This window comes from Streptomyces sp. NPDC004126 (assembly GCF_050275515.1).
Classification (GTDB): Bacteria; Actinomycetota; Actinomycetes; order Streptomycetales; family Streptomycetaceae; genus Streptomyces.
The window spans coordinates 181,940-202,045 of sequence record NZ_JBNNPF010000001.1 but is presented as its reverse complement, the minus strand read 5'-3'; the positions used below and the strand labels follow the sequence as shown (position 1 = coordinate 202,045).

General features: G+C 75.3%; 17 protein-coding genes. 7 read left to right on the top strand and 10 right to left on the bottom strand.

The window, feature by feature from the left end:
* Nucleotides 1-321: 321 nt before the first annotated feature.
* Complete coding sequence (locus ACQKM2_RS00900; RefSeq protein WP_427704949.1) at nt 322-648, top strand: DUF6191 domain-containing protein; 327 nt, start codon at nt 322-324, stop codon at nt 646-648.
* Here ACQKM2_RS00900 and ACQKM2_RS00895 read toward each other — a convergent pair.
* The 5 genes from ACQKM2_RS00895 to ACQKM2_RS00875 form a co-directional block, all read right to left on the bottom strand.
* Nucleotides 626-1,243: a hypothetical protein gene (locus tag ACQKM2_RS00895; protein ID WP_427704946.1), complete on the bottom strand. Its 618-nt coding sequence runs from the start codon at nt 1,241-1,243 to the stop codon at nt 626-628. The genes ACQKM2_RS00900 and ACQKM2_RS00895 overlap by 23 nt on opposite strands.
* Complete coding sequence (locus ACQKM2_RS00890) at nt 1,240-2,868, bottom strand: serine/threonine-protein kinase (protein ID WP_427704944.1); 1,629 nt, start codon at nt 2,866-2,868, stop codon at nt 1,240-1,242. The genes ACQKM2_RS00895 and ACQKM2_RS00890 overlap by 4 nt, the downstream gene beginning before the upstream one ends.
* Nucleotides 2,869-2,997: 129 nt before the next feature.
* Nucleotides 2,998-4,254 (bottom strand): Tm-1-like ATP-binding domain-containing protein, encoded by a 1,257-nt coding sequence (locus ACQKM2_RS00885; RefSeq protein ID WP_427704941.1) that lies wholly within the window; start codon nt 4,252-4,254, stop codon nt 2,998-3,000.
* A gap of 48 nt (nt 4,255-4,302) precedes the next feature.
* The gene (locus ACQKM2_RS00880; RefSeq protein ID WP_427704939.1) at nt 4,303-4,794 is read right to left on the bottom strand and encodes an NUDIX domain-containing protein; all 492 of its coding nucleotides are present in this window, start codon (nt 4,792-4,794) and stop codon (nt 4,303-4,305) included.
* Between the two features lie 76 nt (nt 4,795-4,870).
* Nucleotides 4,871-5,926, bottom strand: coding sequence for a cation diffusion facilitator family transporter (locus ACQKM2_RS00875; RefSeq protein ID WP_427704937.1), 1,056 nt, complete (start codon nt 5,924-5,926; stop codon nt 4,871-4,873).
* Nucleotides 5,927-6,086: 160 nt separating this feature from the next.
* Here ACQKM2_RS00875 and ACQKM2_RS00870 point away from each other — a divergent pair, with 160 nt between their 5' ends.
* Genes ACQKM2_RS00870 through ACQKM2_RS00860 form a run of 3 tightly spaced genes read left to right on the top strand, consistent with a single transcriptional unit; the run spans nt 6,087 to nt 10,075 of the window.
* The gene (locus tag ACQKM2_RS00870; protein ID WP_427704934.1) at nt 6,087-8,447 is read left to right on the top strand and encodes an FHA domain-containing protein; all 2,361 of its coding nucleotides are present in this window, start codon (nt 6,087-6,089) and stop codon (nt 8,445-8,447) included.
* Nucleotides 8,448-8,456: 9 nt separating this feature from the next.
* A complete protein-coding gene (locus ACQKM2_RS00865) occupies nt 8,457-9,119 on the top strand; it encodes a hypothetical protein (RefSeq protein WP_427704931.1) in 663 nt (220 codons plus the stop codon).
* Nucleotides 9,116-10,075, top strand: a complete 960-nt coding sequence (locus tag ACQKM2_RS00860; protein ID WP_427704929.1) for a serine/threonine-protein kinase — start codon at nt 9,116-9,118, stop codon at nt 10,073-10,075. Before ACQKM2_RS00865 ends, ACQKM2_RS00860 begins: the two co-directional genes overlap by 4 nt.
* Before the next feature lie 15 nt (nt 10,076-10,090).
* Here ACQKM2_RS00860 and ACQKM2_RS00855 read toward each other — a convergent pair whose 3' ends face one another.
* On the bottom strand, nt 10,091-11,326 hold the full coding sequence (locus ACQKM2_RS00855) for a streptophobe family protein (RefSeq protein WP_427704927.1): 1,236 nt from the start codon (nt 11,324-11,326) through the stop codon (nt 10,091-10,093).
* Between the two features lie 356 nt (nt 11,327-11,682).
* Here ACQKM2_RS00855 and ACQKM2_RS00850 point away from each other — a divergent pair, with 356 nt between their 5' ends.
* Both ACQKM2_RS00850 and ACQKM2_RS00845 read left to right on the top strand, forming a co-directional pair.
* Nucleotides 11,683-12,867, top strand: a complete 1,185-nt coding sequence (locus tag ACQKM2_RS00850; RefSeq protein WP_427704924.1) for a DUF6777 domain-containing protein — start codon at nt 11,683-11,685, stop codon at nt 12,865-12,867.
* A gap of 77 nt (nt 12,868-12,944) precedes the next feature.
* The gene (locus ACQKM2_RS00845; RefSeq protein WP_427704922.1) at nt 12,945-15,014 is read left to right on the top strand and encodes a SpoIIE family protein phosphatase; all 2,070 of its coding nucleotides are present in this window, start codon (nt 12,945-12,947) and stop codon (nt 15,012-15,014) included.
* Nucleotides 15,015-15,020: 6 nt separating this feature from the next.
* Here ACQKM2_RS00845 and ACQKM2_RS00840 read toward each other — a convergent pair whose 3' ends face one another.
* From ACQKM2_RS00840 to ACQKM2_RS00825, 4 genes are all read right to left on the bottom strand, one after another.
* A complete protein-coding gene (locus ACQKM2_RS00840) occupies nt 15,021-15,833 on the bottom strand; it encodes a DUF4328 domain-containing protein (protein ID WP_427704920.1) in 813 nt (270 codons plus the stop codon).
* A gap of 159 nt (nt 15,834-15,992) precedes the next feature.
* Nucleotides 15,993-17,927 carry an ABC transporter permease gene (locus ACQKM2_RS00835; protein WP_427704917.1) on the bottom strand — a complete coding sequence of 645 codons (1,935 nt, stop codon included), beginning with the start codon at nt 17,925-17,927 and terminating at the stop codon, nt 15,993-15,995.
* Between the two features lie 134 nt (nt 17,928-18,061).
* Complete coding sequence (modA, locus tag ACQKM2_RS00830; RefSeq protein ID WP_427704914.1) at nt 18,062-18,883, bottom strand: molybdate ABC transporter substrate-binding protein; 822 nt, start codon at nt 18,881-18,883, stop codon at nt 18,062-18,064.
* A gap of 171 nt (nt 18,884-19,054) precedes the next feature.
* On the bottom strand, nt 19,055-19,450 hold the full coding sequence (locus ACQKM2_RS00825; protein ID WP_362472145.1) for a TOBE domain-containing protein: 396 nt from the start codon (nt 19,448-19,450) through the stop codon (nt 19,055-19,057).
* 134 nt (nt 19,451-19,584) lie between these two features.
* On the opposite strand from ACQKM2_RS00825, the gene ACQKM2_RS00820 reads away from it, so the two are divergent.
* Nucleotides 19,585-19,995 (top strand): RNA-binding S4 domain-containing protein, encoded by a 411-nt coding sequence (locus ACQKM2_RS00820; protein WP_427704910.1) that lies wholly within the window; start codon nt 19,585-19,587, stop codon nt 19,993-19,995.
* Nucleotides 19,996-20,106: the final 111 nt, after the last annotated feature.

The following is a 20,106-nucleotide window of genomic DNA, read 5'->3' as shown; positions in this document are numbered from 1 at the left end:
CCCACAGGCACCGTCCCCCGGTTGCGGCGGGGGGCGGGAACGCGAAACGGCCCGCGGCCGCTCCCCAAAGCGGCCGCGGGCCCTCCCGCGCGGACTCGGCATCCGTGCGGGACGGCCGCGTTCCGCGGGGGTGTCGCATGCCGGAACGCGGCACGCAGCGGTGCCTGAGGGCGTCCTGCACGCCCTCGTCTACGTCCACGAGTCAACCAGCGCGGCCCGTACCCGGGCTTCGGCCGGACGGCCACACCCGCCCCGGCCGGAAGTACGGCTCCGGGTCCCCGCCCCTGGGGGCCGAAGGGCCCGGTGGGTTACGGTCGGGCCATGGGCTTCGTCGTCTTCATGACCCTGCCGGGACTGGCGCTCCTGCTCACCGCGACGGCCTTCGTGGACTTCGCGCTCGTGCGCGCAGGCCGCGCCGGTCTGCTGCCCTGGCGGTGGAACGGCCGCCAGGGGCAGATCTCCGCCACCGGCTTCGAGCAGCTGCACGCCGGCTTCTCGCCGGGCAAGCAGAACGAGCTGAGGGAACGCCAGAGCGCCCTCCTCATGCGCGACGACGAGGAGGACGGCGCCCCGCCGCACTCCCGCGTCGACCTCGACGGCGGACGCGCCGTGATCAGGCTCCCCGCTACCGGGGGCACCGGTAGGTGAACTCGGCCGCCGCCGTCCGCTCGACCGGCGAGATCAGCTGGAGTTCGGCCCGCGCCGGGTAGCTGCCCGTGCCCTGGAAGGTCCACAGCAGGTGCAGCGTGGCCTCCTTCCGCCCGGCGGGCACCCGCTCCGTGAGCTCCTCCGACCGGGTCCCGTCGCTGCGGACCCAGCGGTAGGTGAGGGTTCCCGGGCGCCCGTTGGTGCGTACGACGGCCACCACGTCGGCGGCCGCCCCGCACCCGGGCCCCTGCGGATCGGTGGAGACCGCCACCTCCCGCACCTCGACGGCCGGCCCGAAGCGCTGCCAGGCCAGGTAGCCGAGCACCGCGGCCAGCACCACGACCGCCAGGGTGTACCGCCGCCAGCCCCGGCCGCGCCGTACGGCCGGCCGCGGCCCGGGCGGCGCGGCGGGCACCAGGGGGAACGGCGGTGCCATGGCCGCCGTCACCCCCGGCCCGAACCGCAGCACCGAACCCTCGACCCGGTCGGGTGCGGCGTCGGCCGGGGGCGGCGGGCCGCTGAACCAGTGGCTGCCGAGGACGGTGGCGCTGTACTCGTCGTCGGCGGGGTCCTGGGGGACGCGCGGACCGTTCATCGCGGGACCTCCTGGGGTTCCTGGGTCTGGCAGCGGTACAGAAGTGCGGAGGCGGAGGCCGAGCCGTTCGACGCGGCCGGCATGGTGGTGACCCGGACGCCGCCGTAGCAGCCGTGGCCCCGGCTGAAGGTGTGCGCCTGGACCACGGACGCCAGGGAGCCGGCCTGGACGACGACGGTGTCGGTGCCGTCGGGGTAGGAGTACGCCCCCTGCGTCCCGCCGAGGAACCACTCCAGGGTGACGGTGACGGGCCCGCTGCCCTGGGCCGACAGGGAGACCTCCGCCTGCCCGCGGTAGACGTTGGGAGTGAACTTGACGCCCAGTTTGTCCACCCGCAGCGTCGGCGAGGGCGTCGGCGTCGGGGTCGGCGAGTGGCTGACCGTCGGCTTCGGGCTCCAGCTCGCCGACGGGCTCCAGCTCGCCGTGGGGGAGTGCGTGGGCGTCGGGGACCCCGTGGGGCTCGGCGAGGCGGACGGGGAGGCGGAAGCGGAAGGGCTCGCGGACGGCGAGTGCGAGGCGGACGGCCCGGGCGCGGGCGTGGCCGGTCCCGGCGTGACCGGGCCCGTCGTGGCCAGGTCGCTGAGCGCGGAGGCCCCCGGCGGGGTACCGGCGCCCGCGTCCGTCGTGAGCACCAGCACCGCCCCCAGGACCAGCGCCAGGCCCGTCGCCAGCCAGCCGCCGCGCCCCGGCGCCCAGCCCGAGCCGCCGCCGACCGAGGTGGTGGCCACCGCCGTGGTGCCCGCGGCCGCGCCGGCCGCCGACGGGAACAGCAGCGGCAGCAGGGCCGCCAGCGCGGCCAGCTTGCGCTGCCCGCGCTCCTCCCACTCGGGCCCGTACGCGGCGACCGCCACCGCCTCCAGCTCGGCCACGAACGCCTCGGCGTTCTCCGGTCGCTGCTCCGGCCGCTTGGCCAGGCCCCGCCGGATGAGCGGGCGCACCGGCTCGGGGGCCTCGGTCTCCGGGACCGGGGCCTCGATGTGCTGGACGGCGAGCTCGGCGAAGCTCGTCCCGTCGTACGGTTTGCGGCCGGTCAGGAACTCGAAGAAGGTCGCGGTCGCCGCGTACACGTCGGCCGTCGGGGAGGCCGGCTGCCCCTGCCACTGCTCCGGCGCCATGTAGGCGGGGGTGCCCGCCACCCCGGGGGTGGTGCCGCGGCCCGCCGCGATCCCGAAGTCCACCAGCTTGGAGGAGCCGTCGGGCGCGACCAGCACGTTCTCCGGCTTGTAGTCCCGGTGCACGACCCCCGCCCGGTGCGCGGCGGCCAGCCCGAGCAGAGAGCCCTTCAGCACCACCAGCGCGGCCTCGGCTTCCGCCCGGCCCGTCTCGCGCAGCACGGCGCGCAGGGAGATCCCGTCGACCAGCTCCATCACGATCGCCGCGCCGGCCGGGGCCTCCACGTACTCGTACAGGCCCACCACGTACGGCGACACGAGCCCGCCCAGCAGCCGGGCCTCCGCCCGGAACTCCCGGACGAAGGCCGGGTCCTCGCGCATCCGGTCGCTGAGGTACTTCACCGCGACGGCCGTGCCCGTGGCGTCGTGGAGCGCGAGCACGACCCGGCCGCTGCCGCCCGCGCCGAGCTCACGGACCTCGGTGTAACCGGGTACCGTCCAGCCGTTGCCCATCTTGCGCCCCCGTCCGTGGCGTCACCGGCCGCCCGCGGGCGGCCGGCCGGTCGTCCCCCGACCGGCCACCTGCTGGGACACTTTTCCGCCACGGCCGGTTCCCAATCCGGCGCGCGTCCCGTATGCCGGTCAGGCCGCGGCCGACACCGCCCCGATCATCGCGTGCAGCCGGTCGGCCGCCGCCCGCCCGAAGGACGGGTCGTTGATGTGGGTGTCGTAGTCGTAGAGCCGGGCCGCACTGCCCCGCAGCCCCTCGCGCAGCGCCGAGAACAGCGCCAGGTCCGCGCGGGGGTCGTGGTACGGGCCGCCCGGCGCGCCCAGCGTGGACAGCCCGCGCAGCGGGAGGCAGACCGCCGTCGGCCCGGTCGCGGCGCGGAGCTTCGCGGCGACCCGCCGGCCGAGCTCCGCGCATTCCGACTCGGTCGTACGGATCACCGTGATCGAGGGGTTGTGGACGCGGACCCGGCGGTAGCGGGCCCGTTCGGGCAGGGTCTCCAGCGGCCCGAACTTCACCATGTCCAGTGCCCCCAGGCTCACCACCTGCGGAACCCCGGCCCGCCCGGCCGCGCTGAGCCGGTCGGGGCCGGCGGTGAGGATGCCCCCGCACAGGTCGTCGGCGAGTTCGCTGAGGGTCAGGTCCAGCACCCCCGCGAACACCCCCTGCCCGGCGAGGGTCTCCAGGGTGCGGCCGCCCGCGCCGCTGACGTGGAAGACCAGGACCTCGTACCCCAGCTCCTCCAGCCGCTCCCGGGCCGCGTCCACGCCGATGGTGGTCACCCCGGCCATGCTCGCCGCGACCAGCGGACGCGAGCCCGAGCCCAGGCGGGCCGGCCGGCTGCGGTCCAGCGCGGCGCGTGCGTAGCCCTTCGCCATCCCGGCGGCGGCCTCCGCGGCGTTGGCCAGCACCGGGGCCGAGACGCTGTTGATCCCGGCGATGTCCACCACGCTGTACATCATGGTGATGTCCGCCGAGCCCACGTACGGGGACACGTCCCCGGACGCCATCGAGGAGACCATCACCTTCGGCACGCCCAGGGGCAGCGCCCGCATCGCCCGGGTCGCGATGGAGGTGCCGCCGCTGCCCCCGATCGCGAGGACGCCGTGCAGCCGGCCCTCGGCGTGCAGGCGTAACAGGGTCGCCTCGGCGCCCCGGGCCATCGTGGTCACGGCCGCGCCCCGGTCGGCGGCCGCGCGCAGTTCCGACAGTTCCGTGCCCGCCGCCCGCGCCACCGCTTCGCGCGGGACGTCGGCGGGCACCCGGGGTTCTCCCATGATCCCCGTGTCCACCAGCACCACTTCGACGCCGGCGCGCAGCAGCCTCTCGCGCAGCCAGCCGTACTCGACACCCTTGGTGTCCAAGGTTCCCACCAGCACGACGTTCGTCATATGTGCAATGTCCATGCAGGTGGGGTTTGTTGGCAAGTAAAGGTCAGGTCAATCCGCCAATAGCACCAGCAATCTTTCCAAGAAGGGAATTTGACCGACAATCAGCTTGTTCCGTGCGATCGGGGGAGTGAACCAGGCCACCCGGTCCAGCTCGGGGAACTCCTGCTCGACCCCCGAGTGCGGGGGCCACTCCATCGTGAAGGTGCCCGGCACCGTCAGCGCAGGGTCGAGGTCCGCCTCCACCGCCCAGATGGTCACGAGCTTCCCGCTGCTCAGCCGGACGTCCCCCAGCGGCAGGTAGTCCCCCTCCGGCGGGGGCACCCCCAGCTCCTCCGTGAACTCCCGGCGGGCCGCGTCCCGGGGCGTCTCGTCCGGCCCGTACTCGCCCTTCGGGATCGCCCAGCCCCCGGCGTCCCGCCCCGCCCACAGCGGACCGCCCATGTGGCCGAGCAGCACCTCCACCCCGTGCCCCGCGGTCCGGCGGAACAGCAGCAGGCCGGCGCTCCGCTTGTACCTCTTCGCATCCGTCACGGAGGCCATACATGCCCCGCCGGAGCCCCGCTCAGTGATCGGGGCGTCCGTCGGGGCCGTCCTGGCCGTCCGGGCCGTGCGTGCCTCAGTGCGCGTGCGGTCCCTCGCGGTGCACCGGACCGTGGGCGTCCGCGCAGTGCGGGTCCGCGCCCTCCCGGTCCTCGCCCGGCCGGCCCACCGACAGCAGGGCGTCCTGGACGTGGTCCACCTGGAGGGTGGTGTGCGTGATCCCGTACTCCTTCGCCAGCAGCAGCTCCAGCTCCCGGCGCACCGCGTGGCAGTCGCCCGCCGGCTCCACCAGCACGTGCGCGGACAGGGCCGCCTGCCCGGAGGTGATCGTCCAGATGTGCAGGTCGTGCACCTCGGTCACCGGCACGTGGGCCACGAGCCGGTCGCCGACCGCGTCCGGGTCCACGTGCGCCGGCGCGGCCTCCAGGAAGATCCGCCCGGACTCCCGGACCAGCCCGTAGCCCGCCTTCACCATCAGCACCACCACCACGAGCGTGGCGATCGCGTCGGCCTGCACGAAACCGGTCGTCAGCACGATCAGACCGGACACCGCCGTCCCGATGAACGCGAACAGGTCGTTCAGGATGTGCTGGTAGGCGCCCTCCACGGCCAGCGAGGACCGGTTCGCCCGCGAGATGCACCAGGCCGCCGCGACGTTCACCACGATCCCGGCCAGCGCCGTCACCAGCACCAGCCCGCCCTCCACCGGCGGCGGGTCCAGCAGCCTGCGCACCGCCTCGTACGCCAGCCACACCGCCAGCAGCAGCAGCGTCAGCCCGTTGGCCTGCGCGGAGAGTATCTCCGCCCGCTTGAGGCCGTACGTGAAACCGCCCCGCGCCGGACGCGCCGCCAGGCGCATCGCGATCAGCGCCAGGACGATCGAGACGGCGTCCGTCAGCATGTGCGCGGCGTCGGAGATCAGGGCCAGCGAATGGGCCATCACGCCGATGACCACCTCGACGGCCATGAAACCGCCGATCAGGGCGAGCGCGATCGCCAGCCAGCGGCGGTCGGCGTCCGGGTCCACGCCGTGGCTGTGCCCGCCGGGACCGTGGCCGTGCCCGTCGTGCCCGTGCCCGGCGTGGTCCGCCCCGGTGTGCTCGTGCGCGTGGTCGTGGTCGTGCCGGCTCATGGCTTCCCCCGTTTGTTCGGTTCCGACGCGTGAAGTGAAGCGCACCGCGCCGAGATCGGCAAAGGCTGCAACGGGGACCGTTGTCATTCCCCATAAGAACCCTCTGACCTGCGGCGATGTCTTTCCTGCCGGTTCCCGCGGTTCATGGGAAAATCTGTCCATGGTCCAGCGGCCCGGTGCGGCGACCGCGCCCGAACTCGTCCTGGAAACCGCCATGGGCTCCACCGAGATGAGCCCGGGCCGGAGCTACCGCGTCGGCCGCGACCCCCTCTGCGAGATCTGCCTCGACGACGACCGCGTCTCCTGGCACCACGCCGTCCTGCGCCCCGAGGGCGACCACTGGACCCTGGAGGACGAGGACAGCACCAACGGCACCTGGGCCGACGGCCACCGCGTCCACGAATGGGCCGTCGGACCCGGCAGCGAACTCCGCTTCGGCAGCGCCCAGGACGGCCCGCGCGCCCTCCTCAGCAGCCGTACGCCGCCCCGCGCCGCCGCCTCCCGCCCCTCCCGGGTCGCCGACCCGGCCATGACCGGAACCTTCCGCAGCCCCACCAGCATCCGGCCGCTGCCCGCCCGGACCAGCGTCCGCATCGGCCGCGACCCCGGCAACGACCTCGTCATCGACGACCTCGTCGTCTCCCGGAACCACGCCGAACTGCGCGCCCTCGCCGACGGCAGGTACGAGATCGCCGACCTCGGCAGCCACAACGGCACCTACCTCAACGGCACCCCCGTCGACCTCGCCCCCGTCACCGACGGCGACATCGTCGGAATCGGCCACAGCGCCTTCTGCCTCGTCGGCGACCAGCTCCAGGAGTACACCGACACCGGCGAGGTCTCCCTCGACGTCCAGGACCTCGCCGTCGCCGTAGACCACGGCCGCAAGACCCTCCTCGACCACGTCTCCTTCCCCGTCGCCACCCGCTGCCTGCTCGCCGTCGTCGGCCCCAGCGGAGCCGGGAAGTCCACCCTCCTCGGAGCCCTCACCGGACTGCGCCCCGCCGACCACGGCACCGTCCTCTACGACGGCCGCGACCTCTACCGCGACTACGCCGAACTGCGCTCCCGCATCGGACTCGTCCCCCAGGACGACATCCTGCACGCCCAGCTCACCGTCCGCCGCGCCCTCGCCTACGCCGCCGAACTGCGCTTCCCGCAGGACACCGGCAAGGCCGAACGCCTCGCCCGGGTCGACGAGGTCATCGGCGAACTCGGCCTGGAACAGCGCGCAGACCAGCCCATCCACAGCCTCTCCGGCGGCCAGCGCAAACGCGTCTCCGTCGCCCTGGAACTGCTGACCAAGCCCTCCCTGCTGTTCCTCGACGAACCCACCTCCGGCCTCGACCCCGGCATGGACCGCTCCGTCATGCACATGCTGCGCGGCCTCGCCGACGACGGCCGCACCGTCATCGTCGTCACCCACAGCGTCCTCAGCCTCGACGTCTGCGACCGGCTCCTCGTCCTCGCCCCCGGCGGCCGCGTCGCCTGGTACGGGCCGCCCGGGGAGACCCTCGGCTTCTTCGGCTTCGACCAGTGGCCCGAGGCCTTCGAGGCCTTCGAGAACCAGCGCGACCGCGACTGGGCCGGCCAGTACCAGGCCTCGCCCCAGCACCGCAGGTACGTGGCGGGCCCCGGCCGCCGCCCCCGCACCCCCGACGCCGCACCCCCCGGACCGGCCGGCTTCGCCGGGCCTCCGCCCCAGGCGCAGAGCCGGCGCTCCCAGCTCTCCACCCTGATCCGCCGCTACGCCACCGCCCTCGGCGCCGACCGCACCTTCCTCGTCATCATGGTCGCGCTGCCGTTCGTGATGGGCGCCATGACCCGGGCCCTCGCCGGCAGCGCCCTCACCCAGGAGACCGCGATCAACGCCCTGCTCATCCTGTGCGTCGGCGGCGTACTGACCGGAGCCGCCAACGCGGTCCGCGAACTCGTCAAGGAACGGGTCATCTACCAGCGCGAACGCGCCGTCGGCCTGTCCAGGGGCGCCTACCTGCTGTCCAAGGTCGCGGTCCTCGGCGCGATCACCGTCGCCCAGGCCGTCGTCCTCACCCTCGTCGGCCTGTTCGGGGTACGGCTCGGACCGCCGGGCTCCACCGGGGTCTTCCTGCCCCGCCTCGCCGAGATCACCCTGGCCGTCGCCCTGCTGTCCTTCACCGCCATGATGCTCGGCCTGCTGGTCTCCGCCCTGGTCAGGAAGGAGGAGGTCACCATGCCCCTGCTGGTCCTCCTCGCCATCGTGCAGGTGGTCTTCTGCGGGGCCCTGCTCCAGCTCGACGGCGTACCCGTCATCGGGCAGCTGGCCTGGCTCGTGCCCTCCCGCTGGGCGCTCGGCGCCATGGCCGGCACCATCGACCTCGGCCGGACCGTCCCCGGCACCCTCACCGACGACCCCCTCTTCGCCCACTCCGCCGGGGTCTGGCTGCTCGACGTCGGCATGCTCGCCGCCCTCTCCGTGCTCTTCGCGGTGCTCGTCGCCCGGCTCCTGCGCCGCCACGAGCCGGCCGTGATGCGGAAGTAGGCCCCGGCGATGACCGACTCCCCGGAGCCCGCGGCCTTCCGCCCCACCCACGTGGTCCCGCAGGACGGACTGCCCGCCTGGGAGGCCCCCGACGTGTCGCGGCCCACCGCCGCCCTCGACCCCTTCCTCCCCGTCCGGCTGCTGTCCCGGCGCGGCGAATGGGGGGAGATCCTGTGCGCCAACGGCTGGTCCGCCTGGGTCGACGGACGGCTCCTCGTCGCGGTGCCCCAGCCCCCGCCGACCGCCGGCCGGCCCCTCGAACGGACCGACGACCCCGAACCGCTCCTCACCCGGACGGCCGACACCCTCGACCGGTACCGGAGGGCCCTGCGCGAGACCGTCCCCGGAGCCGCCGGCGACGGCTTCCGGCAGGCCGTACGGGGCCTGCGCGCCGGAATCGTCATCGACGGCGAGTCCGTGTGGCTGTACGAGGAGGCGGCGGGACGCTGGCTGTACGCCGACGGGGGCCGCCCGACCACCTACGCGGTCGTCTCGGAACCGGGAGCCCCGCCCGCGCCGGAGCCGGATCCCGGGCAGGCGGAGTCCGGGCAGCCGGAGCCCGGCAGGGCGGACACCGGCGAGACGGACACCGGCGCGCGGGCCGAAGTACGGGAGACACCGCACGAGCCCACGCGCGTCGCCGACCGCCCCGACGGGGGAGGGAGCCCATGACGGACCCCGGACCACCCGCCGGGCGCCCCCCGGAACTGACCGGCACGCGGTTCGCCGGCTACCTCGTCGAGGACGAGATCGGGCGCGGCGGGATGGCCGTCGTCTACCGCGCCCGCGACCTGCGCCTGGACCGCACCGTCGCACTGAAACTGCTGGCCCCCCAGCTCGCCCGCAACGACACCTTCCGGCAGCGCTTCACCCACGAGTCCAAGGTCGCCGCCGCCATCGACCACCCGCACATCGTCCCCGTCTTCGAGGCCGGCGAGACGGACGGCATCCTCTACATCGCCATGCGCTACGTCGCCGGCCAGGACCTGCGGGCCCTGCTCGACCGCACCGGCCCGCTACCCGTGGAGACGACCGCCCGGATCGCCGGCCAGGTCGCCTCCGCGCTGGACGCCGCCCACGCCCACGACCTGGTCCACCGGGACGTGAAGCCCGGCAACATCCTCGTCACCGAGGGCACCGACAGCGAGCACCCCGAGCACGTCTACCTCACGGACTTCGGCCTGACGAAGAAGTCCCTCTCGCTCACCGGGTTCACCGGCGTCGGACAGTTCGTCGGGACCCTGGACTACGTCGCGCCCGAGCAGATCGCCGGGAAGCCGGTCGACGGGCGCTGCGACGTCTACAGCCTCGGCTGCGTGGTCCACGAGATGCTCACCGGCTGCCCGCCGTTCCGGCGCGAGGACGACATGGCCCTGCTCTGGGCCCACCAGCACGACCCCCCGCCCGCCGCGAGCGAACGCCGCCCGGAACTCCCGGCGGCCGTGGACGAGGCGCTGGCCAAGGCCCTCGCGAAGCAGCCCGGGGAACGGTGGGGCAGCTGCCTGGAGTTCACCGCCGCGCTGCGCCGGGCCGCCGCCGGGGCGCCCCGCGGACCCCGGGAACGGGCGCAGCAGGGCCCGCCGCCCCCGCCGCCCCGGTGGGCGCTCCCGGTGATCCGGGGCCGTTAGGCCGCCCCTTCCGGATCAGGCCGGGCCCGGGTGGCGCAGGGGCCGGGCCAGGAGCGCGCCGAGGAAGCCGGCCACCGCACCCCACAGCACCGCGAGGCCGGTCGTGCGCCAGAGGTACGGGGTGAGCTCGACCCGGCCGCCCAGCCCGGAGACGTCCCCGAGGCCCAGCAGCGACAGCCCGAACCGGGCCTGCACCCCGGCCAGCAGGCACACCGTCAGCGTGGCCAGGCCCAGCGCCACCGCCAGGTGCACCGCGTGCTGCCAGGGCCGGACCCGCGCGGGGGAGCGTACGGCGGCCAGCACACCCGTGCCGAGCAGCGCGACGGCGGCCAGCACGACCAGCCACCACGCCCGGGAGTCGCGCTGCGCGAGCGAGGCCACGTCGACGGTGGACCCGCCCGGGCCGCGCAGGACCTGGTCCAGCAGCTGCGGCACCGGCAGGCCGAACGGCCCCTCGGCCACACCGTGCCAGGCGCCGCCGAAGCCGACGGTCAGGCCGAGCCAGGCCAGGTTCGGCAGCCCGAGCAGCAGCACCGCCAGCGTGCGGGCCGCGTGCCCCTGGACGGCCGCCGTCACCAGGCCGACGCCGAGGCCGAGGACCACGTACGCCAGGAGCAGCACCGCCGTCGCGTGGGCGGCCGGCCGCACCGCGGTGTGGAAGCGGAGCAGCCCGGGCGGGAGCGGAGTGCGGCGGGAGACCAGCAGGGCGATCAGCAACAGGCCCAGGAACCAGAGCAGCCCGTACAGCAGGGTGGGCCCGAGCGCGGCCCGGAAGCCCACCGTCGGGGCGGCGTCGAGCAGTTCGCCGATCTCCCCGAGCGGGGAGCCGTCCGTGGTCAGGCCGAAGGTCTGGCGGGCCAGGAGCGCGAACAGGGCGAGCAGGGCCAGCCACAGCACCGCCGACCGCCCGGCCCGGGCGAGCAGTTCGCGGGTCCCGGCCACCGCCCGGTGGCGCAGCGGGCGCAGGAACAGCCACCCGGTGGTGAGCGCGCCGGCCAGGCTCACCGAGAGCGGCAGCACGGACAGGCTCGCGTCGGCACCGGCCAGGAACCCGGCGTCACCGGAGACCTCGACCGAGCCCCCGGCCGCCATCACGACGACGGCGGCGAGCACGCGGGGGAACGCCCCGCCCGGCAGGTCGCCCGCGCCGGCGCAGGCCAGGCCGGCGGCGGCCACCGCGGTCATCACCGCGAAGCCCGCCACGACGGCGACGAGGGCGTCCCGCCATGCCCCGGCGGAGGTCCGGCTCACCTTGCCACGGTGGCATCCCCGGCTTGCGGTCACCACCTGGACGGCGCACACAATGGTCGGCAAGAGTGCCGGAAATCGCCGGTGTTCCAGGGATTCACGCCATTTCCCCGGATGCGTCCGCCTGGGAAGAGGAGCCCGTGACCACGCAACCCTCCGGCGAGCGGCCGCCGCAGCCGCCGCGGCCCTCACAGCGGTCGCAGCCGTCGCAACCGTCACAGCCGACACCGCCGTCGTCCGGGCGGCCCACCGGTCCGCCGTCCGGCCCGCTCTCGGGCGGCGGCGGGGCACCCCCGCCGCCGCCCCCTCCCGGCGGGCCCGGCGCCGGGGAGCCGCCGCGGGGGCCCTGGTGGCGGTCGGTGCCCGGGGTCGCGGCGGCGGCCGTGGCGCTCGTCGCCGTGGTCACCCTGGTCGTCGTGCTGACCAGGCCCGGCGGTGGCGGGGGCGGCACCCCGCAGCGGGCCGCGGCCGAGGTGTTCCTCCAGCCGGCCACCGAGCCCGGACGGGACCCCTTCACCGAGTCCAGCGCGGCCAAGCGGGCCACCCCGCCGCCCGAGACCCCGCCGCAGGGCACGGCCACGCCCACCGCGCCCGCGGGCACCCGCAGCGTCAGCGGCTCCTCGCCCGGCCTCTACGGCGGCACCAAGGACCTCGCCAGCTGCGACGTGGAGCAGCAGGTCACCGCCCTGACCTCGCAGCCCGCCAAGAACGCCGCCTTCGCCTCGGCCCTCGGCCTGCGGCCGGCCGCCGTCGCCGGCTACCTGCGGGCCCTCACCCCCGTGCAGCTGCGGATCGACACCCGGGTCACCAACCACGGCTACCGCGACGGCCGCGCCACCCCCTACCAGGCCGTGCTCCAGGCCGGGACGGCCGTGCTGGTGGACGACCGCGGGGTGCCGAGGGTGCGCTGCGCCTGCGGGAACCCGCTGGGCCCGCCGGTGGCGCTGCGGGCCGATCCGAAGCGCTACGGCCGGCCCTGGTCCTCGTACCGGCCGGCCGGGGTGGTGGTCGTCGCCCCGTCGGTGACGGTCGTGAACAAGTTCGTGATCTACGACCACCACGACCACCGCTGGCTGGAACGCGACCGCGGCACCGCCACCCGGCCCGACAGGCCCGTCGAGCCGCCGGTCGGCCCGCCCGTCGTCTCGCCGCCCGTCGTCTCCCCGCCGGTGGTCTCGCCCCCGGCGGCCGCGACGCCGACGGTCTCGCCGCCGCAGGTCCTCCCCCCGCCGCTCGTCGTCACCCCGTCGGAGCCGTCCCAGCACCCGGCCGGGACCGCGCCCGCACCCCCGACCACCCCGCCGTCCCCGACCACCCGGCCCCCGGCCAGGACCCCGACTCCCACCCCGGCCGAGACGCCGACCGGCGCGGGGACCCCGACGCCCACCGGCAAGCCGGCGGACCAGGGCACGCCGACGCCCACCGCCACGCGGAACTCCCGCCCGCCGGCCCTGACCGGCGACCGGCCCGGGACCCCGCCGACCACCCCGGCCCCGCCCCCGACCGCCGCGCCGCCCCCGCCGACCGCCCCGCCGTCGCCCTGAGCCCCGCGGACCCGGGCACACCACGGCACCGGCCCGCGCGCATGCCGAGCACCGGGGAACAGTGAGACCCTGGCTGCATGGACCAGCGGGGACGGACCCCGGAGGTCGACTGGCCCGCGCGGCCCGACCTGAGCCTCGCGCTCAACCGGATGGGCACCTTCGACTGGGACCTCGACAGCGGGCGCCTGCACCTGGACGACACCGCACTCGAGGTCCTGCACCTGCGCCCCGAGCAGTTCGACGGGACCCCCGCCGGACTGCGCGGCCGCGTCGTCCCCGGCGACGCGGCACGGCTGGACGGCCGGGTGGCACGGGCGCTGCAGGACGGCCGCAGCCACTACGGGGCGTACTTCCGCACCCTGCGCGAGGACGGAACGGCGGGCTGGACCCACCTCCAGGGGCACATCCTGCGGGACCGGCACGGCCGCGCGTACCGGGTCATCGGCATCCTCCGCGACGCCGACCAGGACCCCGGGGAGCCCGGCGCTGCGGGGGAGCGGGACGAGGGACGGCGCCGGATGACCGGGGTCGTCGAGCGGACCACCGCGATCCTCGCGCACGCCCGCACCGTGAACGACGTCACCGACGTCCTCAAGGACCCCGAGGCCCTCGGCCACCTCGGCGCCGTCAGCGTCATGCTCGGCATCGTCGACGGCGGCCGGATCCACCTGGTCGCGGAGGGCCAGCTGGGCTCGTACGTCCCCGAGATCGAGTACACCCGCATCGACGCGGAGTTCCCGATGAGCGAGGCCGTACGGACCCTGCAGCCGGTGTTCATCGCCTCCCGGGAGGAGTTCCAGCGGCGCTACCCGCTGCTGTGGCCGTACATCGAACCCCTGGCCGTGCGCAGCGGGGTCTACCTGCCGCTGATCGCACAGGGCCGGCCCGTCGGCGCGCTCGGGCTGCTGTACACCCGGGACGGGGACTTCGACGCGGAGGAGCGCAACCTGCTGGTGGCGCTCGGCAGCGGGATCGCGCAGGGGCTCCAGCGGGCCATGCTCTTCGAGCAGGAGCACGACCTCGCCGAGGGACTCCAGCGGGCCATGCTGCCCCGGGTCATCCCGGAGGTGCCGGGCGCGCTGATCGCCGTTCGGTACCGGGCCGCCCGGGTCGGCCGGGACATCGGCGGCGACTGGTACGACGTCGTCCCCCTCGGCGAAGGCCGGGTCGGGGTGACGATCGGCGACGTCGAGGGCCACGACACGGACGCGGCGGCCGTCATGGGACAGCTGAGGATCGTGCTCCGCGCCTACGTCCTGGAGGGCCACACCCCCGGAACGGCGCTGGCCCGGGCCTCCGCCTTCCTCCGCGACCTGGCGACGGAGCGCTTCGCCACCTGCACCTACGCCGAACTGGACCTGAACACCGGGATGCTGCACGTCGTGCGGGCCGGGCACCTCGACCCGGTCGTGCGGCGCGGGGACGGCAGCTGCCACCGGATCCAGGTGGTGGGCGGGCTCCCCCTCGGCCTGCCCCCGCGCGAGCAGCGCGGCAGCGGCTCCGGCTACCCCGTCACCACCCTCGAACTGCACCCCGGGGACACGCTGCTGCTGTGCACCGACGGCCTCGTCGAACGGCCCGGCGGCGACTCCGAGACCGGGATGCGGGAGTTCATGGAGGCCGCCGAGCACGGCCCGGCCGACGTCGAGGAACTCGCCGACGTGCTGTGCGACCTGGTCGGGGACGCGGGCGGCGGGGACGACATGGCCCTGCTCCTGCTGCGCCGGCGCGGCACCCCCGCCCCGCGCGGCGGCGGGCCGCTGCGCCAGCGCCTGGAACCGGGCGACGCGGACGGCCCGGCGATGGCCCGGCACCTGATCCGGGCGGCGGTGGCCGCGTGGGGCGCCCGGGACCGGGCCGACGAGATCGAGCTGGCGGCGGACGAGCTGATGACCAACGCCCTCGTCCACACCGACGGCGGCGGGCAGGTCGCCCTGCGGCTGACCGCCGCGGGCCGGATCCGGATCGAGGTCGAGGACCGCAGCAGCGCCCTGCCCCGCCGCCGGGAGGCCGACGACTGGGCGGTGTCGGGGCGGGGCCTGCTGCTGGTCGAGCGGCTCGCGGACGCCTGGGGCGTGGAGCCCCGGGGCGCCGGGAAGTGCGTGTGGTGCGAGTTCGCGGTACCGGTACCCGCCGACGCCCGCTAGCGGGTGTCAGACGGCCGCGTACGGGCCCTGAGTCGCCTTCAGGTGCTGCAGGGCCGTCAGCTTGCGGACGAACAGCACCGCGAGGACGGCCGCGGCGACCGTCGTCAGGTCGGTGACGAGGCCGAGGAGCGAGGCGGCGCCGAGGCTCTCCGGGGTCTCGGCGCGGACGTACACCACGCCGGAGACCCGGTCGAGGACCAGCGCCAGTGCCCACACCAGCCACCAGGACGTCACCGGCACCGTCGAGACGCGGCGGTACGAGCCGTCCGGCGCGAGCTGCACGCTGGCCTCCCAGGTCTGCTTCGCCACCCGGTACGGCAGGAAGAAGTTGGCGAGGGGGACGAACCAGGAGCCGATGGCCCAGCCGCTCGCCAGGGTGAAGGCGTCGGGGCGGAACACCTGGCCGTTGACGCGCACCCGGTAGAACCAGACGACGAAGACCACGGCCGTGACGACCAGGGACAGCCACTGCAGGCTCGCGGCGAGGCCGACCAGCATGTCGGCCTGGTCGAGCGTGTCGTCCGGGACCGAGGAGGGGTCCGCGGCGACGTCCCCCATCAGCGACCAGGTGTTCAGGTTGGCGGCGGCCGAGCACACGTTGACCACGGCCGTCCCCAGGAGCAGCACCGTCAGAGCGGTCGCGAGCCCCTGCGGGGAGCGCAGCTGCTGCACGGGAGGCGGCGGGGGGAACGGGAACGCCTGGCCGGGGTAGGGGGTTCCGGGAAGCGGCGGGCCGGCCGGGTACGGGGTCGCCCCGTACGGCGGCTGCGGGCCGGGGCCCTGCGGTGGCGGCGGCGATCCGGGCGCGCTGAAGGACATGGTGAAAGGACCCCCCACGGGACGTGCGAAAGTGCGGTGGCGAACGGTGTACCGGCCGGTCGAACGCCGGTACGGCCAGCGCTGAACATATGCCAGCGCCGCGTCCGGCGTCCAAGCGGTTCGCCGCCCCGGCCGTCCTTCCGGCCACCCCGGCCGGATCTAGAGCGGCACCAGCGTGACCTCGGTGGCCTTCACGCTCGTCCACACCATCGCGCCGTCGGCCACGCCGAGCTCGGCGGCCGCCTCCGGGGTGATCTCCGCGACCAGGTCGGGCGCCCCGGCCGAGGCGACGAGGACGCGCAGCCGGCTGCCGGCCGCGGTGACCTCCCGTACGGTCCCCTCCCAGACGTTGCGGGGGCTGCCGGCCGGGCGGTCCCGGTGCAGCGACACCGCCTCCGGGGCGATGATCGCCAGGGCCTGCGTCCCCTCCGGCAGGGTCTCCGCCACCACCAGCCGGCCGCCTCCGGCGAGCGCGAGCCCGTCGGCGGAGGCGGTGCCGGGCCAGGCGTTGCGGCCCAGCATCCGGGCCACCCACGGCGAGCGCGGATGCCGGGTGACCTCGGCGGGCGGCGCGTCCTGGAGGGTGCGCCCGTCGGCCAGGACGAGGACCCGGTCGGCCAGCGACACCGCCTCGACGGGGTCGTGCGTGACGATCAGGCAGACCCCGCCGAAGCCGGCCAGGTGCCTGCGCAGGGTGTGCCGCACGTGCGCCCGGGTCGTCTGGTCCAGGGCGGCGAGGGGCTCGTCGAGCAGCAGCAGCCGGGGCCGGGCGGCCAGCGCCCGGGCCAGGGCCACCCGCTGCGCCTGCCCGCCCGACAGCTGCGCGGGCCGCCGCTGGGCGAGGTGGCCCACCCCGAGCCGGTCCAGCCACAGCTGTGCCTCGCGGCGGGCCTCGGCGCGCCCGACCCGGCGGGCGCGCAGCCCGTACGCGGTGTTGGCCAGGGCGCTCAGGTGCGGGAACAGCGCCCCGTCCTGGGGGACCCAGGCCACCTGCCGCCGGTGCGGGGGCAGGGCGGTGACGTCGGTGTCGCCGAGCCGCAGCTCGGCGCGGGCGCGCGGAGTCAGGCCGAGCAGGGCGCGCAGCAGGGTGGTCTTGCCGGCGCCGTTCTCGCCGACGACGGCGATGGTGGTGCCGGGGGCGGCGTCGAGGGTGAGCTCGTTGAAGCCGGTGACCTCGGCGTGCAGGGGCCAGCGGCCCTCGTCCGGCCGGGCGGGGGCGGGGGTGGGGGCCGGGGTCTCTTCGGGGGCGGCGGCAGCGGGGGCTTCGGGCCCGGCCGCCGCACGGGTCTTCGCGGCCACGGGCGTGCCGGTCCAGCGGCCGCGCAGGGCGATGAGCACGCCCATGGCGATGGCCAGGAGCAGCAGCGAGACGGAGGTGGCCGCCTCCGGCTGGTCCTGGAGCAGCAGGTAGACCTGCAGGGGCAGGGTCTGGGTGGTGCCCGGCAGGTTGCCGGCGAAGGTGATGGTCGCGCCGAACTCGCCGAGCGCGCGGGCCCAGGTGAGGGCCGCGCCGGCGATCAGGCCGGGGGCGACCATGGGCATGGTGACCGTGAAGAACACCCGGACCGGCGAGGCGCCGAGGGACGCGGCGGTCTCCTCGTAGCTCTGCTTCAGCCCGCCGAGCGCCCCTTCCAGGCTGATCACCAGGAAGGGCATGGCGACGAAGGTCGCCGCGACGACCGCCCCGGAGGTGTGGAAGGGCAGGGTGACGCCGAAGGTGTCCTCCAGCCAGGGGCCGAGGAGTCCGCGCCGCCCGAAGCCGAGCAGCAGCGCGACACCGCCGACGGTCGGCGGCAGCACCATCGGCAGCAGCACCAGCGAGCGGACGAAGGCCTTGCCCCTGAACTCGACCCGGGCCAGCAGCCAGGCCAGCGGCACGCCGAGGAGCAGCGAGAGGCCGAGCGCCCACAGGGACACCAGCAGCGACAGCTTCAGCGCCGTGACCACACCGGGGCTGGTGAGGTGGGCGCCGAGTTCCCCCCACTGCGTACGGGTGAGGATGCCGACGAGCGGCAGCAGCAGGAACGCGACGGCGAGCAGCGCGGGGAGCGCCAGCGTCACGGGGGGCCGGGTGCGGGTGCGGAGTCTGCTCATGGGGTGATGGGGGTTCCTGGTCGGGGCCGGGGAGGGATCCTACGGAGCGTACGGGCGCGGCGCGGGCGCCGGACACGCCGAAAGGGGGCTGCCCGTCCCCCCGGACCGGACAGCCCCCTTCGCGGCCGTGTGGGCTAGGCCTTCTGGAAACCGGCGTCCTGGAGGATCTTCTGCGCCTCGGGGCTGCTCAGCCAGGCCACGAACGCGGCGGCGGCCTCGGCGTTCTTGGACTGCTTGAGGGTGGCGGCCGGGTAGGAGGCGACGGCGTTCTGCTCGTCCGGGATGTCCACGGCGACGACCTTGTCACCGGACTTGATGGTGTCGGTCTTGTAGACCAGGCCGGCGTCGGCCTCGCCCAGCTCGACCTTGCTCAGGACGGCGCGGACGTTGGGCTCCTGGGAGACCGGCTTCACCTCGATCTTCTGGGCGTCGAGGATCTGCTTGCTGTAGCGGCCGACCGGGACCTCGGGAGCCGCGAGGACGACCTTGATCTTGGAGTCGGCGAGGTCCTTGAGCTCGTCGACCTTGAAGGGGTTGCCCTTGCCGGTGGCGATGACCAGGCGGTTCTTCGCGATGACCGTGGGGTCGTTGGTCTCGGCCTTCAGGCCGTCCATGGTCTTGGTGTCGGCGGTGACCAGCGCGTCGGCCGGGGCGCCCTGCTTGACCTGGGCGGCGAGTTCCTGGGAGCCGGCGAAGGAGATCGTCACCTTGGTGCCGGGGTGGGACTTCTCGTAGGCGGCCTTCGCCGTGTTGAACACGTCGGTGAGGGAGGACGCGGCGAGCACGGTGAGGTTCGCGGCCTTGGCCTCGGCGGAGGCGGGCGCCGAGGCGGAGGGGGAGGCGGCGTCTTCCGCCTTCTTCTCGTCGTTGCCGCTGCCGCAGGCGGAGAGGGGGACGAGCAGGGCGGCGGTGAGCGCGGCGGCGGCGATGCGGCGGGTGTTCGGGGTGGCGGACATGAGCGGGTGCTCCTCGGTCGGGTCGGCGGCCGGCCGGGTGCCGGAGCCGCGCGGTGGTGACCCGCGCCGGTGACGGGCGGAGCGGGTGGGAACGAGCGGATGGGAACGAGCGGTTGGGACTGGCGTCGGGTCTCGGTCCGGGGCCGGGTCTCGGTCCGGCGCCGGGCCGGGTCAGGCGCGGTCGACGTGCACGCTGGTCGACTTCACGCGGGCGGTGGCCCGCATGCCGACCTCCAGCCCGAGCTCCTCGACGGCCTCGCGGGTGAGGAGGGAGACCAGCCGGTGGGGACCGGCCTGGATCTCGACCTGGGCGGCGACGTCGCCGAGCCTGACGGCCGTGACGATGCCGGGGAAGGCGTTGCGCACCGAGGTGTAGGACTCGCCGTCCTCGGTGTGGGCGCCCTGCCCCACCTCGACGGAGAAGGCCGCCAGGTCGCGGCCGTCGATCAGGCGGCGGCCGCCCTCGTCGCGATGGGTCGCGACCCGGCCGGCGTCGGCCCAGCGGCGCGCGGTGTCCGGGCTGACGCCCAGCAGACGCGCCGCCTGTCCGATGGTGTAGGACTGCATGTGCGACAAGGTAGGGGGCGTGCGCCCGCATGTGCAATTCGTTTGGCTTGATCTCTATCGCATATGCCATGCCCCTTGTGGTATCTGCCAAAAACCGTTCCGCTTCGGGGCCGCCGGATCGCTAGAGTCGGGGCATGACTGACGGTACGAGGACCACGGTGTCGGGGACGGCCCCGCTGGAGACGGGGACCGCGCGGGTGGACGCCTGGATCTGGTCGGTCCGGCTCACCAAGACCCGGTCCGTGGCGGCGACGGCCTGCCGGGCGGGCCACGTGAAGGTCAACGGCGAACGGGCGAAGCCCGCGCAGCAGGTGCGGGCGGGCGACGAGGTACGGCTCTTCCACGCGGGCCGCGAGCGGATCGTCGTGGTCCGGCGGCCGGTGACGAAGAGGGTCGGACCGCCGGTCGCCGCCGAGTGCTACGTGGACAACAGCCCGCCGCCGCCGACCCCGGTGGAGGCGGCGGTGACCGGCATCCGCGACCGGGGCGCGGGCCGCCCGACGAAGCGGGACCGCCGCGAGATGGAGAACCTCCGCGGACGGTAGCCTCCGGCGGTTCCGGGAGACGGCACGGCCCGCCGTCCGCGGCCCCGTACGGGCGCTTCGCGCCCGTCGCCTCAAACGCCGGGGGGGGGGGTTAAGGGCGGGCGGGCGGGT

Bases quoted from the DNA above. Each gene is read 5' to 3' on its own strand.
- ACQKM2_RS00885 (WP_427704941.1), bottom strand. From the start codon at position 4,254: ATGACGAACGTCGTGCTGGTGGGAACCTTGGACACCAAGGGTGTCGAG.
- ACQKM2_RS00835 (WP_427704917.1), bottom strand. From the start codon at position 17,927: ATGAGCAGACTCCGCACCCGCACCCGGCCCCCCGTGACGCTGGCGCTC.
- ACQKM2_RS00875 (WP_427704937.1), bottom strand. From the start codon at position 5,926: ATGAGCCGGCACGACCACGACCACGCGCACGAGCACACCGGGGCGGAC.
- ACQKM2_RS00865 (WP_427704931.1), top strand. From the start codon at position 8,457: ATGACCGACTCCCCGGAGCCCGCGGCCTTCCGCCCCACCCACGTGGTC.
- modA (WP_427704914.1), bottom strand. From the start codon at position 18,883: ATGTCCGCCACCCCGAACACCCGCCGCATCGCCGCCGCCGCGCTCACC.
- ACQKM2_RS00820 (WP_427704910.1), top strand. From the start codon at position 19,585: ATGACTGACGGTACGAGGACCACGGTGTCGGGGACGGCCCCGCTGGAG.
- ACQKM2_RS00890 (WP_427704944.1), bottom strand. From the start codon at position 2,868: ATGGGCAACGGCTGGACGGTACCCGGTTACACCGAGGTCCGTGAGCTC.
- ACQKM2_RS00845 (WP_427704922.1), top strand. From the start codon at position 12,945: ATGGACCAGCGGGGACGGACCCCGGAGGTCGACTGGCCCGCGCGGCCC.
- ACQKM2_RS00900 (WP_427704949.1), top strand. From the start codon at position 322: ATGGGCTTCGTCGTCTTCATGACCCTGCCGGGACTGGCGCTCCTGCTC.
- ACQKM2_RS00840 (WP_427704920.1), bottom strand. From the start codon at position 15,833: ATGTCCTTCAGCGCGCCCGGATCGCCGCCGCCACCGCAGGGCCCCGGC.
- ACQKM2_RS00880 (WP_427704939.1), bottom strand. From the start codon at position 4,794: ATGGCCTCCGTGACGGATGCGAAGAGGTACAAGCGGAGCGCCGGCCTG.
- ACQKM2_RS00870 (WP_427704934.1), top strand. From the start codon at position 6,087: ATGGTCCAGCGGCCCGGTGCGGCGACCGCGCCCGAACTCGTCCTGGAA.
- ACQKM2_RS00860 (WP_427704929.1), top strand. From the start codon at position 9,116: ATGACGGACCCCGGACCACCCGCCGGGCGCCCCCCGGAACTGACCGGC.
- ACQKM2_RS00895 (WP_427704946.1), bottom strand. From the start codon at position 1,243: ATGAACGGTCCGCGCGTCCCCCAGGACCCCGCCGACGACGAGTACAGC.
- ACQKM2_RS00825 (WP_362472145.1), bottom strand. From the start codon at position 19,450: ATGCAGTCCTACACCATCGGACAGGCGGCGCGTCTGCTGGGCGTCAGC.